The organism is Mesorhizobium sp. M6A.T.Ce.TU.016.01.1.1, assembly GCF_003997065.1.
Lineage (GTDB): Bacteria > Pseudomonadota > Alphaproteobacteria > Rhizobiales > Rhizobiaceae > Mesorhizobium > Mesorhizobium mediterraneum.
This window is the reverse complement of sequence record NZ_RZTJ01000003.1, coordinates 381,620-394,319: the sequence shown is the minus strand read 5'-3', so window position 1 is coordinate 394,319 and position 12,700 is coordinate 381,620. Positions and strand designations below refer to the sequence as shown.

Here is a 12,700-nt window from a genome sequence, read left to right as displayed (position 1 = left end):
TCCGTTCCCGGGTGGAAATCCCGGTAACACGCTGTACTATCTGCGAAAATACCGAAATCGGGAGGATGCAGGTGCAGACCAAGAAGATCATCAATGACGGCAACCGCACCGTCGACGAGATGCTGGAAGGTATCCTGGCCGCGCATCCCCGCCATCTCAAAAGCGCTGAGGGAAGTCCGCGCTCCATCATCGCCCGCGATGGACCTCGCCAAGACAAGGTCGGCCTCGTCATCGGCGGCGGCTCGGGCCACGAGCCGACCTTCCTCGGTTTCGTCGGCAAGGGGCTGGCCGATGCGGCGGCGATCGGCAATGTCTTCGCCTCGCCACCGCCGGACCCGATCCTCGAATGCGCCAAGGCGGCCAGCGGCGGTGCCGGCGTGCTGTTCATGTATGGCAACTATGGCGGCGACGTGATGAATTTCGACATGGCCGCAGAGATGGCGGCGATGGATGACATCGAGGTGCGCACCGTGCTGACCACTGACGACGTGGCATCGGCGCCACGTGACCAGCGGCAAAAGCGGCGCGGTGTCGCCGGCAATTTCTTTATCTTCAAGGCTACCGGTGCCGCCTGCGACCGGATGCTGTCATTCGATGAATGCGAGCGCATCGCCCGGAAAGCCAACGACCACACTTTCACCATGGGGGTGGCGCTGTCGCCCTGTTCGCTGCCGCAGACCCGCCGGCCGAATTTCGAGATCGGGCCGGACGAGATGGAGATCGGCATGGGCATCCATGGCGAGCCGGGCATTGCGCGCGGAAAACTGAAAACAGCCGACGAGATCACCGACGAGATGCTGGACAAGATCTTCGACGAGATGGCGCCGGCACGTGGCGACAAGGTCGCCGTGCTCGTCAATTCGCTCGGCTCGACGCCGCTGATGGAACTCTACATCATGAACCGGCGCGCGAAGCGTCGGCTGGATGACATCGGCGTGTCAGTTCACGCGACCTGGGTCGGCAATTATTGCACTTCGCTCGAAATGGCCGGCGCCTCGGTGACGCTGATGCATCTCGACGATGAATTGCAGACGATGCTCGACCATCCTTGCGACTGCGCCATGTTCCGCGCCGGCTGAAAGCAGCATCTATGACATCCATCGACACCACCGATCTGAAAACAATGTTCGATGCGATCGCGGTGGCGATCGAAGCCGACAAGGACAGGCTCTGCCAGTTAGACGGCGTCATCGGCGACGCCGATCATGGCATCGCCATGGCGCTCGGCTTTGGCGCGGTGCGCGATGCGCTGGCTTCGCTGGACCTCGCGGCGACCGAGCCGACAGCTCTCCTCAACACCGCCGCGAAATCGTTCCTCAACGCCGTCGGCGCTTCGTCAGGTCCGCTCTATGCGACGGCCTTCATGCGTGGTGCGGCCGCCGTCAAGGGCAAGGCGACCTTGGCGGGTGCCGATTTCATCGCCCTGTTCCGGGCGATGGCGCAAGGCATCCAGGATCGCGGCAAGGCCGAGATCGGCGAGAAGACGATGGTCGACGCCTGGCTGCCGGCGGCGCAAGCAGCGGCCGCTGCGGATGCCGCCGGCAAGACCCTGTCCGAAAGCCTCGCAGCTGCCCTTGAAGCAGCCGAACGGGGCGCCAAGGCGACCAAGGACATGATCGCCGCGAAGGGCCGCTCGTCGCGGCTCGGCGAGCGGTCGCTCGGGCATATGGACCCTGGCGCCGCGTCGGCTGTCACCGTGATTGGCGCGATGCGGAAAAGCCTGGGTTAGAGCAATTCCAGGAAAAGTGTGAAACGGTTTTCCGTCCGGAATTGCGCAAAAACAAAGAGATAGAGCGGTTCGGCGTTTCCGTGAAACGATGAAGCGCTCTAGCCCAGCTTCGCTGCGTCGAGCCTGTCGATCGCCTGGACATTGCCGGCCGATGGTCCCTTTTCGTCGAACTCCGATGCGAGCCAGGCGTCGACGATCGACTTGGCCAGTTCCGGGCCGATGACGCGGGCGCCCATGGTGATGATCTGGGCATTGTTGGATTTCGCAGCGCGCTCCGCCGAATAGGTGTCGTGGGTGAGTGCTGCGCGAATGCCGGGCACCTTGTTGGCCGAGATCGAAACGCCGATACCGGTGCCGCAAAACAGGATGCCGCGATCGTTCTCGCCGTCGAGAATGGTCTGGGCGAGCTTCTGCGACAGGTCGGCATAGTAGCCGGCCTGGCTGAGGTCGCTGACGGCGAGGCCGGGTTTGGTGGCGAGATGCGCGGCGATGACGTCGAGCAGCGGCTTGCCGGCGCTGTCGGCTCCAATGGCTATTTTCATGGTCGTGTCCTTTCCTGACTGAATGCTTTTTAGATTGGTTCAGATCGCCGCCGAGGCGCGCCCGAGGATGTCGATATAGCCTTCCGCCTGCCAGGCCGAGCGGCCAATGAACAGCCCGTCGATATGCGGCTGGCCGATCAACTCGGCGGCATTTTGCGGATTGACGCTGCCGCCATAAAGCACCAGCGGCATGGCCGGCAGGAGATCGCCGGCGATCTTCTTGATCAGCGCCTGCTGCCTATCGGCATAGTCCGCACTTGCCGGAATGCCCTTGTCGCCGATCGCCCAGACCGGCTCGTAAGCAAACAGGATCGTCGCCGCCTTTGCCTGGCCTTCGAGGTATTGCAGCGCGCCATGCACCTGCAAGGCCAGCACCGCATCGGCCTGGCCGCTGTTGCGTTGCGCCAATGTCTCACCAACGCAGATGAGCGGCACCAACCCGTGCTTCACCGCCGCCGCGGTCTTGAGGCCGACCGCCTTGTCGGTCTCGCCGAAATGCTCGCGCCGTTCGCTATGGCCGAGCTCGACGAGGTCGAGCCCGCAATCCGTCAGCATCACCGGCGAGACCTCGCCGGTCCAGGCTCCGGCGTCGGCCCAATGCATGTTCTGGGCGCCGACCTTGACCCGCGTCGAGGCCAACGCCTTCTTGACCTCGCGGACCGCCGTGAAGGGCGGGATGACGAAGGGTTGGATGCGGTCATCGAAACCGGGGACGAACCCCGCCAGCGCCTTGGCGAATTCAGTCGCCTCTGCAAGCGTCTTGTTCATTTTCCAGCTTGTGCCGACCCAGTAAACCATGCGTCCTCCTTCTAGAGCCTGTTCCATCCCGCGTAGCGGATGGGGCTCTATCTTCTTCTTTGACCATGATCTTTTCCGAAAACCGGTTCCCACTTTTCGGGATCATGGTCTAGTCCTTCTCGACCAGTGTTAGCGAAACGCCGGCGCCATCCAACACCTCGCGCATCTGGGGTTCCAGTTCGCGACCTGTGAAGACGGCGTCGAACGCCTTGAGATCGGTCAGGAAATGCAGCGCCGTGCGGCCGAACTTACCGTGATCGACCAGCAGATATTTACGCGCGGCGGCGGCCATCATCAGCCGCTTGGTATGGACCACTTCCTGGTCCTGGTGGAAGGCGGAAGCGCCGTGGATAGCCGACGACGACAGGAAGGCCACATCGGCGCGCAACGATCTCAACGTGTCCTCGGCAAGCAGGCCGAAGAAACCGTGAAACTTCTTGCTGTACTGGCCACCGAGCGCGATCAGGGTGATCCCGCCAACGCCTGCCAGATCCTGTATGACGGCCAGATTGTTTGAGATCACCGTCAGCGGGCGGAGATCCGCAAGGTGGCGCGCAATGCCGCCGGCGGTCGAGCCGTCGTCGATGATCACCGTCTGGCCCGGCTCGATCATCGCCACCGCGGCAGCCGCCAGGCGCTGCTTCTCCTCACCGGCCTGCTTCTGACGGTAGCGGAAATCGCTTTCGAACAGCCCGCTCGGCTGGATCGAGGCACCGCCGCGCACCTTGCGCAGGAAGCCGCTTTCCTCGAGTTCGTCGAGGTCGCGATGGACGGTCATCTTCGATACACCGAAGCGCGTGGCAAGGTCATCGACGCTGGCCGTGCCAGTATCCATCAGAAAATCCATGATGCCTTGCCGCCGGCCGTCGCTCTTCATTGTCCAGCCTGTTCCCTGAATCCGGCTCGTTGCGAGTCCACCGTGGCGGAAACGCCGAGCCACAGCCATTATAACAGAGTAAATCGCATATGCGTCATATTTTTTGTGATGATGTTACATTTCTTTGGGATATTATTCGCTTTGATTGCTGTCTTGTAACAAGAATTGCTCCCGGCGGCATGGCCAAAGGTTGCGGTTCTCTGGAAATCCGGCCAGAAGCATCAGTGGGCTGAACGACGACCGGACGGCTCGCAACCATAGGCTTGAAACCAAATACGGGAGACTATTGGGTGGCTCGCATCACATTGAGACAATTGCTCGACCATGCCGCCGAACACGGCTATGGCGTGCCTGCGTTCAACATGAACAATATGGAACAGGGCCTCGCCATCATGGAGGCCGCCGAGGAGACCAAATCGCCTGTCATTCTGCAGGCGAGCCGCGGGGCCCGTGCCTATGCCAACGACGTTGTGCTGGCCAAGCTGATCGATGCGCTGGTCGAGATCCATCCCGACATCCCGGTCTGCATGCATCTCGACCACGGCAACAACGAAGCGACCTGCGTGACCGCGATCCAGTATGGCTTCACCTCGGTGATGATGGACGGGTCGCTGAAGGAAGACGGCAAGACGCCGGCAGACTACGACTATAATTCGGGCATCACGCGCCGCGTGGTCGACATGGCGCACTGGGGCGGCGTGTCTGTGGAAGGCGAGATCGGCGTTCTCGGCTCCCTGGAGATGGGCGGCGGCGAACAGGAAGACGGCCACGGCGTCGAGGGCGCCGTCAGCCATGACCAGTTGCTGACCGATCCGGAGCAGGCGGTGCAGTTCGTCAAGGACACGCATGTCGATGCGCTGGCCGTCGCCATGGGCACCAGCCACGGCGCCTACAAGTTCTCGCGCAAGCCGGACGGCGCGGTTCTGGCCATGAACGTGATCGAGGAGATCCATCGCCGGCTGCCGAACATGCACTTGGTCATGCACGGCTCGTCCTCGGTGCCGGAAGAGCTGCAGGAGATCATCAACAAATATGGCGGCCAGATGAAGCCGACCTGGGGCGTGCCGGTCGAGGAGATCCAGCGCGGCATCAAGCACGGCGTGCGCAAGATCAACATCGACACCGACAACCGCATGGCGTTGACCGGCGCGATCCGCAAGGTGCTGACCGAGAACCCGAGCGAATTCGATCCGCGCAAATATCTGACGCCGGCAATGGCCGCGATGAGGAAGCTGTGCAAGGAGCGCTTCGAGCAATTCGGCACCGCCGGCAACGCGCCGAAGATCAAGCCGCTGCCAGTCTCGGAAATGGCCAAGCGCTACAAGTCGGGCAGCCTCGATCCGAAATTCGGCTGACGTATTCTGGTTCTGAACAGGAGCCGCATCGGCTCCTGTTCATCTATCCCGCTTTCGGCAGGAGAGCGGCTCTGCCGGTCTCGATAAACGGCGCCCAGTAGTCGACCGACTCGCGTATCATGGCGACGACCTGATGGTCGACCGGCTCGCGTTCGCGAAACGACAATTCCAGGCAGATCTCGTTGTCGACGCCGCCGCCGCGGCGAACCGTCTCCAGGAATTTTTCCGGTGTGATGCGGCCGTCCTTGTTGTAGGCGGCAATGAACGGCCAATGACCGCCCTTATTCATCGAAGACTGCTTGATGTGGATGATCGGCGATACTTTGGGAAACGCTTCGGCCCAGGCATAGGGATCGATGTCGTCCGGATTGCTCGACGTGACGTCGCCATGGTCGATATCGACCATCATCTCCATCGGGATGGCCATGCCGGCTGCTTCGATCTCGTTTTGCAGGGCCCGGCAGCTCTCGATCGTGTGGCCGAATTCACGGCCGACCGACATCGGCTCCCAGAAGAGGTAGCTCAAACCGGCCGCCTTGGCATGCTCGGCGACCTCGCGCCAGCATTCCAGCGCGATGTCGAAAAGCGGCGCGCGACGCTCCGGATTGTCGAAATCCCTGTGCGTGAAGATCGCAAACTGCGTGCCCATGCCGCTGGCGCCGAGCTCGGCGGAAATATCGGCAAAGGTCTTGAACCAATCGACATAGTAGCGGCGCACATCGGCGTCAGGGTGGCCGAAATGATTGAGCCTGCCGTAGGGGCCGGTCATCCCCGACGTCACGCGCACGCCGGTGCGGTCGAGCGCGGCGCGGAACAGGCGGAGGAATTTCGAGATCGTCGCCGCCGGCCAGCCGGGATTGACGAATTCATGCGTCAGCTGCACGTCCCTGATGCCGATGTCGTAAGCGATCGCATCGATCAGATCGTCCGGTTCGGCAAAGCGATTGACCAGCGGATTGGTGTTGAGGGAAAGCGTAAAGGCCATCAGCTTGCTTTCACCAGCCGGCTCGCGCACCAGTCCTCGAAAGTGGCTCTTTCTGCGGCGGACAGATGCAGCGCATGCTTGGTGCGCCGTTCGAGAATATCGGCTGATGTCAGCGCCCATTCGTGCTCGAACAAATAATTGGCTTCGCGTTCGAAGAAATCCTTACCGAAGCACCGCCCCAGGTCGGTGAGCGACTGGGCCGCACCGACCAGAATCCGCGTCCTGGTGCCGTAGAGCCGGCCATAGTGCTTGACCAGCGACGCCGGCATCCAGGGATATTCGCGGCCGAGATCGCCGAGAAACTGCTCGAAGTCGGCGTTGGCGATATCGCCACCCGGCAGATAGCTTTTCGACGTCCATGGCTTGCCCATTTTCGGAAAGAACGGGGCGATCTTGTCCAGCGCGTGCTCGGCCAATTTGCGGAAGGTGGTGATCTTGCCGCCGAAGACGGAGAGCAGCGGCGCCTGTCCGGCCGAGGCGTCGAGCTCGAAAATATAGTCGCGCGTCACCGCGCTCGGATTGTCGGCGTTGTCGTCATAGAGCGGCCTGACGCCCGAAAACGAGTAAATGACATCGCTGCGGGCAAGCCCGCGTTTGAAGTAGCGGTTGACCACCTTGATCAGGTAGTCGACCTCGCTGGCATCCGCCGCTACGTCTTCCGGCCGCCCATCATAGGGAATGTCGGTGGTGCCGATCAGCGCCAGATCGTTCTGGTAAGGATTGATGAAGATAACGCGCTTGTCGCTGTTCTGGACGAGATAGGCCTGCCGCCCTTCCCAGAATTTCGGCACGACGATGTGGCTGCCCTTGACCAGGCGCACGTTCCGCTTGGAATTCTGGCCGGCCACGCGGTTGATGATATCGTTGACCCACGGCCCGGCGGCGTTGATCAGCGCCCGCGCCCGAACCGTGGTCCTGACGCCGGTTCGGCTGTCGCGCATCTCGACCGACCACAGGTCGTTTTCACGGCGGGCGGCGGTGCAGGCGGTTCGCGTAAAGACCTTGGCTCCGCGCTCCGCCGCATCGAGCGCATTGATGATGACGAGACGGGCGTCGTCGACCCAGCAGTCGGAATATTCGAAACCGCGCTTGAACGTGTCCTTGATCGGCGCGCCTTCGGGCGCGGTGCGCAGGTTGAGCGTTCGGGTGCCCGGCAGCCGCTTGCGGCCGCCGAGATGATCGTAGAGGAACAGGCCGAGCCGGACCAGCCAGGCTGGCCGGTCGTCAGGGCTGTGCGGCAGCACGAAGCGCATCGGCCAGATGATGTGGGGAGCGGATTCGAGCAGCACTTCGCGCTCGATCAACGCCTCGCGCACCAGCCGGAACTCGTAATATTCGAGATAGCGCAGGCCGCCATGGACGAGCTTTCCGGATCGCGAACTGGTGCCTTCGGCAAGATCGTCTTTTTCGCACAGAATGACAGAAAGGCCGCGGCCGGCTGCGTCGCGCGCGATGCCGGCGCCGTTGACACCGCCGCCGATGACGAAGAGGTCGACGATTTCAGTGGCGCCGCTCATCTCGCCGGATCCTCTATGCGTAACAGGTACTTCATGGCCGCTGCGCTTTCAGCATGGATTGATAGGCGGAAGACCGGCGATAAAGCGACGCACCTCTTCGGCGGCCTGCTCGGCGGCATAGGTCACCGTGCGCACCGAGGCACCGGCGATATGCGGCGTCAACGTGACGTTCGGAAGCTGCAGCAGCGGCCAGTCGGCAGGCACCGGCTCGACCGCGAACGTCTCCAGCATGGCGCTGCCGATGTGTCCCGAGACGAGAGCATCGTAAAGCGCGTCGTAGTCGACCAGCGGCCCACGCGCGGTGTTGATGAAGATCACCCCGGGTTTCATCCGCGCGATGGTGTCCTTGTTGATCAGCCCGCGGGTCTCCTCGGTTACTCGGGAATGAAGCGTGACCACATCGGAGCGGGACAGGAGATCGTCGAGCGCGACCAGTTCAACGCCGGCATTGCGGTCTTCGGCGCTCAGTTGCACATAGGGATCGGACACCAGGATGCGGCAACCGAAGGCGCGCAAAAGGCGGACCAGTCGGGTGCCGATGTTCCCGTAGCCGATGACGCCGACGGTCATTTCGTTGAGCTCACGGCCGGTACGGTCGGCCCGGTAGAGATCGCCGCGCCATTCCCCCTTGCGCAAGGCTTCGTGCCCGACCCGGATCAGCCGCGTCTCGGCAAGGATGGCGCCGATGGTGAACTCGGCCACAGCACTTGCATTGCGGCCGGGCACATTGACGACGGTGATGCCGTGGGCCTTGGCGGCAGCCATGTCGATGTTGATCGGGCCACCGCGCGATACCGCAACCAGCTTCAGCGTGGGCAGGCGTTGCATCATGGTCTCGGAGAGCGGCGCAAGCTGGGTGACGAATATCTCGGCATCCCCGATGAAATCGACAACCTCGTCCGGATCGCCAAAATATTCCTTGACCTTGTCGAGGCCGAGCGCCGCATTGCCGAATTCCATCGGCTCGTCGGGCCATGCCGCCTCAAGTGTACGGATGTCGAGATTGTCGCCGCAGGCCTTCTCGATTTTCTCGCGAAACACTTCGGGAAGCATGAAGCGGTCGCCAATGATTGCAATCTTCTTACGCATGCTCGACTTCTCAGTTTGCCCTGGATGCGGCCATCGACCGCCAGACCGGCCGCAGCGCCTCATGCGCCAATGTGTAGGACGGAACCGCCCGCTCGTAGATCGCGGCAAGTTCTCGGTCGCTCGGCTCCGCCGCGCCAAGCAGCGGCGTGACCCATTCGCCGACGCATTCATCCATCGACTTGTATTGGCCGACGCAGACCGCAGCGATCATCGCGGCGCCCGCAGCACCGGCTTCCTCGCGTTGGCTGGTTCGAATGGCGGCGCCGACGACCGCACCCAGGATCTTGCGCAGAGCCGGACTTCTGGCTGCACCTCCGGTCAGCCGGATTTCGCTCGGCAGCGGCCCCATGGCGGCATAGCAATCGCGCGACGCGAAGGCCAGTCCCTCGAAAACCGCGCGGACCATGTCGGCGTAGCCGTGCCGCGACGAAATGCCGACGAAGCCGGCCCTGGCGTTGGCGTCGACGAACGGCCCCCGCTCGCCGGCCTCCGACACATAGGGCTGATAGAGCAGCGACGCCGGCTCCGATGACGATATCCATTCATCGACCAGCGCGATCATCTCGCCATTGGTGCGCGTTATGCCTTGCGAGGCGAGTATGCCGGAGGCCAGACCCAGAACCCAATCGATGTTGAGCGTCGCCGCCATGTTCGACTGCATCTGCGCAAAGACGCCGGGCACCGGCATCGTCATCGTGTAGCCGGTCGCCGCCTCGTTGAGCAGCACTTCGTCCGGCGTCTGCGCAAGGCGCATATGCATGCCGGTGGAACCGATGATGGAGCAGCCGGGCTTGCGTTCGCGATCGAGCAGGCCGGCGCCGAGCGCGGTGCAGGCCACGTCGACATAGGCCAGCACCACCGGCGTGCCGGAAAGCAGCCCGGTCGCTTCGGCAGCCGCCGCCGACAGGCCGGCGCTGTGCCTGGTGCCGTCGACGATCGGCGGCAGCAGATGCCTGAGATCAGTGACGCCGAGCACCTCAAGCACATCGTCGCTGTAACCGCGCGTGCGGAAGTCACCGAAGGTGAAGGTCCCTTCCGACGGGTCGGTGGCGCGCTCGCCGGTCAGCTTGTAATAGAGCCAATCCTTGCAGTGGAACGCCGTCGCCGCCCTGCCAAGCATTTCGGGCATGTTGCGCTTCATGAAGGCGAACTGCGGTCCCTGCTGGCAGGCGGCCAGACCGCTGCCGGTCTTTTCGAAGCGCAGCCGATCCTCCGGTCGCGCCCGGATCTCCTCTACGACCCCTGCAGCGCGCGCGTCGAGCCACAGCCAGCCCTTCGAGACCGGCTCACCGTCCTTGTCGATCAGCCAGGTGCCATCACCCTGTCCGGTCACGGCGATCGCGATGGTGCGGCTGGCGAGGTCCGGCACCTTGTCGGCAAGCTGGCGCAAGGTGGTCGCGGTATCGGTCCAGGTGCGCGCCAGATCCTGCTCGGCGCCGCCGCCCGGCAACGTCTCATACCGGTTTGGCACCGCCGCGGCCGCGAGCTGCCGGCCCGCCGTGTCGAAGGCGACCGATTTGATGACAGACGTGCCGGCGTCGATGCCGATCAGCACATCCCGCATCAGGCAAGCTCCATGCCGTGCGAAATGGCCATGCCGCTGGACTGATCGAAGACGTGCAGGTTTTTCGGATCGATGCTGATATTGATCGGCGCGCCAAGCTCCAGCCGGGTCCGGTCATGCTCGACCAGGACGAGCGAGCCGCCGGCGAAATCCGCCGCTATATGCGTCTGGTCGCCGAGCCACTGGTTGGCCGAAACCGTGGCCGGCACGCCGTCCTTCGAGCGGCGAACCGCGTAGGGCCTGATGCCGATGACGACCCGCTCCCGCTTGAGCAATTCGTCGCGAACCGAGCCGCTGAACGCGTCCTTGTCATAGTCGAGCGAAAGTCCGTCGGGCAGCCGCAGATTGATCTTGTCGGCAGCCGTGCCGACATAGGCCTCGAAGACATTCATCGGCGGCTCACCGACGAAGGTGCCGGTGAACAGGTTGGCCGGCCGCTGCTTGAGCATGTCGGGCGTGTCGAACTGCTGCAGCACGCCGCCTTCCATCACCGCGATCCGGTCAGCAAGCGCGTTGGCCTCGGTCTGGTCGTGGGTGACCAGGATCGCGGTCAAACCGCGCTCCTTGATGAAGTGCTTGATGCGGCCGCGCAGCACGGCGCGAAGCTGCGGCTCGAGCTGGCCCATCGGTTCGTCCAGCAAATGCAGATCGGCCTGCCGGATCAGCGCCCGGCCGAGGCTGGCGCGCTGCTGCTGGCCGCCGGAGATGGAACTCGGATAGCGCTCAAGAATATCCTCGATCTCAAGCAGCTTGGCGATGCTGGCAACCTTCGCGTCAACCTCGCTTTTCGGCAGCTTGGCCGCCTTCAGCGCAAACGCCATGTTCTCGCGCACGGTCAGCGGCGGATAGAGCGAATAGCCCTCGAACGCCATCGCCACATTGCGCTTGACCGGCGCCAGCGTGTGCACCTTGCGGCCGGCAACCGAGATGGTGCCGCGCGAGACCTCCTCGAAGCCGGCGATCATGCGCAAAGTCGAGGTCTTGCCGCAACCGGACGAGCCGAGCAGTGCGACGATCTCGCCCTTGTCGATTTCGATCGTCAGATTCTGGACGGCATGCACGCCCCTGTCGATCGGACCGTAGAACTTGTCGACGCCTGAAATGGCGAGTGCGCTCTGGCTCATGCCGCTTCTCCGCTGCGCAAATTGACGACGTTTTTCGAGCCGATGCGGTCGCCGCTCGCACGATCGAACAGCAAGGCGCTTTTGCCGTCGACGGCGATATGGGCCCTGCCTTCGCTTTGCCCCGGTGTTCCGGCTGGACGCGAGACCAGGATTTCGCGGCCGCGCACGGTGCGCACGAGCGTGACGATCTTTTCGTTGAGCGGCGTCTCGGCCTCGACCGTCACCGGTATGGCGCTCGGCGTGCTTTCATCGACGAAGCTCAGCGCTTCCGGCCGCAAGCCGATCACGCAATCGCGGCCGACCGTCGCGTCATAGGCGCCCGTCAGATGGACCTGGACGTTCGACAGGCCGACATAGATGCCCTTGGCATCGCGCGACGGCTTGACATCGAGCAGGTTGATGGTCGGGTCGCCAAACAGCCGCGCGATCTCGATGTTCGCCGGCTCACGATAGATCTGCTCGGGCGTGCCGAGCTGCTTGATGACACCTTGCGACATCACCGCGATGCGATCGCCGAGCGCCATCGCCTCCTTATAGTCCTGGGTGACATAGACGACGGTCGCGCCACGGTCGGCCAGCACCCTCGGCAGTTCGAGCCGCATTTCGAAGCGCAGCTTGGCGTCGACGTTGCGCAGGGGATCGTCGAGCAGGAGCACCGGTGGCGAGCCGACCAGAGCGCGGGCGAGCGCGGTGCGCTGCTTCTGCCCGTTGGACAGCGCCCGTGGCTTATGGCTGAGCACATGGCCGATCTTGAGCAGCTTGGCGACGTTCTGGACGCCTGCTTTGATCGCACTTTGCGACGAGCGGCTGGCTTCCAGCGGTGTCGCAATGTTGTCGAAGGCGGTCATGTGCGGAAACAGCGCGAAGTTCTGGAACGCCATGCCGACCCCGCGGAACTCGGCGTCGAGGTCGGTCATGTCCTCGCCGCCGATGAAGATCTTTCCCTCATCGGGGTCGATGACGCCGGCGACGAGGCGCAGCAGCACCGTCTTGCCGGCGCCGGACGGTCCGAACAGGACCAGGGTTTCGCCGTCGGCGACGGTCAGCGACAGATTGTCGAGAACAGTCTGGCTCTTGTAGCGCTTGACGACATTTCGCAGTTCGAGGCTGGCCATCGGAG

12 protein-coding genes are annotated in these 12,700 nt (G+C 63.2%); 3 read left to right on the top strand and 9 right to left on the bottom strand.

The features are described from left to right. Positions 1-71: 71 nt before the first annotated feature. Both EOC94_RS08055 and dhaL read left to right on the top strand, forming a co-directional pair. On the top strand, positions 72-1,079 hold the full coding sequence (locus EOC94_RS08055; RefSeq protein WP_127289611.1) for a dihydroxyacetone kinase subunit DhaK: 1,008 nt from the start codon (positions 72-74) through the stop codon (positions 1,077-1,079). Positions 1,080-1,090: 11 nt separating this feature from the next. Next, on the top strand, positions 1,091-1,729 hold the full coding sequence (gene dhaL, locus EOC94_RS08050; protein ID WP_126103392.1) for a dihydroxyacetone kinase subunit DhaL: 639 nt from the start codon (positions 1,091-1,093) through the stop codon (positions 1,727-1,729). A 98-nt stretch (positions 1,730-1,827) separates the two neighbouring features. Here the strand turns inward: dhaL and EOC94_RS08045 are convergent, their stop codons facing one another. From EOC94_RS08045 to EOC94_RS08030, 3 genes are all read right to left on the bottom strand, one after another. Continuing rightward, positions 1,828-2,271, bottom strand: a complete 444-nt coding sequence (locus EOC94_RS08045) for an RpiB/LacA/LacB family sugar-phosphate isomerase (protein WP_095483850.1) — start codon at positions 2,269-2,271, stop codon at positions 1,828-1,830. Positions 2,272-2,310: 39 nt separating this feature from the next. Beyond that, on the bottom strand, positions 2,311-3,069 hold the full coding sequence (locus tag EOC94_RS08040) for a triose-phosphate isomerase (protein ID WP_127289609.1): 759 nt from the start codon (positions 3,067-3,069) through the stop codon (positions 2,311-2,313). A 109-nt stretch (positions 3,070-3,178) separates the two neighbouring features. Then, positions 3,179-3,946 (bottom strand): DeoR/GlpR family DNA-binding transcription regulator, encoded by a 768-nt coding sequence (locus EOC94_RS08030; protein ID WP_127203680.1) that lies wholly within the window; start codon positions 3,944-3,946, stop codon positions 3,179-3,181. 290 nt (positions 3,947-4,236) lie between these two features. On the opposite strand from EOC94_RS08030, the gene fba reads away from it, so the two are divergent. After that, positions 4,237-5,301, top strand: a complete 1,065-nt coding sequence (gene fba / locus EOC94_RS08025) for a class II fructose-bisphosphate aldolase (protein WP_095483847.1) — start codon at positions 4,237-4,239, stop codon at positions 5,299-5,301. 43 nt (positions 5,302-5,344) lie between these two features. Here fba and EOC94_RS08020 read toward each other — a convergent pair whose 3' ends face one another. From EOC94_RS08020 to EOC94_RS07995, 6 genes are read right to left on the bottom strand one after another with little or no spacing between them, the layout of a single operon-like run. Beyond that, complete coding sequence (locus EOC94_RS08020; RefSeq protein ID WP_127289607.1) at positions 5,345-6,286, bottom strand: TIM barrel protein; 942 nt, start codon at positions 6,284-6,286, stop codon at positions 5,345-5,347. After that, on the bottom strand, positions 6,286-7,803 hold the full coding sequence (locus tag EOC94_RS08015; protein ID WP_127289605.1) for a glycerol-3-phosphate dehydrogenase: 1,518 nt from the start codon (positions 7,801-7,803) through the stop codon (positions 6,286-6,288). Before EOC94_RS08015 ends, EOC94_RS08020 begins: the two co-directional genes overlap by 1 nt. A 48-nt stretch (positions 7,804-7,851) precedes the next feature. Continuing rightward, positions 7,852-8,892, bottom strand: a complete 1,041-nt coding sequence (locus EOC94_RS08010; protein ID WP_127203677.1) for a 2-hydroxyacid dehydrogenase — start codon at positions 8,890-8,892, stop codon at positions 7,852-7,854. 10 nt (positions 8,893-8,902) lie between these two features. Next, positions 8,903-10,456: an FGGY-family carbohydrate kinase gene (locus EOC94_RS08005; protein ID WP_127289603.1), complete on the bottom strand. Its 1,554-nt coding sequence runs from the start codon at positions 10,454-10,456 to the stop codon at positions 8,903-8,905. Then, positions 10,456-11,580, bottom strand: a complete 1,125-nt coding sequence (locus EOC94_RS08000) for an ABC transporter ATP-binding protein (protein WP_126103398.1) — start codon at positions 11,578-11,580, stop codon at positions 10,456-10,458. The genes EOC94_RS08005 and EOC94_RS08000 overlap by 1 nt, the downstream gene beginning before the upstream one ends. Next, positions 11,577-12,695: an ABC transporter ATP-binding protein gene (locus EOC94_RS07995; protein WP_127289601.1), complete on the bottom strand. Its 1,119-nt coding sequence runs from the start codon at positions 12,693-12,695 to the stop codon at positions 11,577-11,579. Before EOC94_RS07995 ends, EOC94_RS08000 begins: the two co-directional genes overlap by 4 nt. Positions 12,696-12,700: the final 5 nt, after the last annotated feature.

Coding starts and splice junctions, on each gene's coding strand:
- dhaL (WP_126103392.1), top strand. CDS start 1,091: ATGACATCCATCGACACCACCGATCTGAAAACAATGTTCGATGCGATC.
- EOC94_RS08045 (WP_095483850.1), bottom strand. CDS start 2,271: ATGAAAATAGCCATTGGAGCCGACAGCGCCGGCAAGCCGCTGCTCGAC.
- EOC94_RS08040 (WP_127289609.1), bottom strand. CDS start 3,069: ATGGTTTACTGGGTCGGCACAAGCTGGAAAATGAACAAGACGCTTGCA.
- EOC94_RS08030 (WP_127203680.1), bottom strand. CDS start 3,946: ATGAAGAGCGACGGCCGGCGGCAAGGCATCATGGATTTTCTGATGGAT.
- EOC94_RS08020 (WP_127289607.1), bottom strand. CDS start 6,286: ATGGCCTTTACGCTTTCCCTCAACACCAATCCGCTGGTCAATCGCTTT.
- EOC94_RS08015 (WP_127289605.1), bottom strand. CDS start 7,803: ATGAGCGGCGCCACTGAAATCGTCGACCTCTTCGTCATCGGCGGCGGT.
- EOC94_RS08010 (WP_127203677.1), bottom strand. CDS start 8,892: ATGCGTAAGAAGATTGCAATCATTGGCGACCGCTTCATGCTTCCCGAA.
- EOC94_RS08005 (WP_127289603.1), bottom strand. CDS start 10,456: ATGCGGGATGTGCTGATCGGCATCGACGCCGGCACGTCTGTCATCAAA.
- EOC94_RS08000 (WP_126103398.1), bottom strand. CDS start 11,580: ATGAGCCAGAGCGCACTCGCCATTTCAGGCGTCGACAAGTTCTACGGT.
- EOC94_RS07995 (WP_127289601.1), bottom strand. CDS start 12,695: ATGGCCAGCCTCGAACTGCGAAATGTCGTCAAGCGCTACAAGAGCCAG.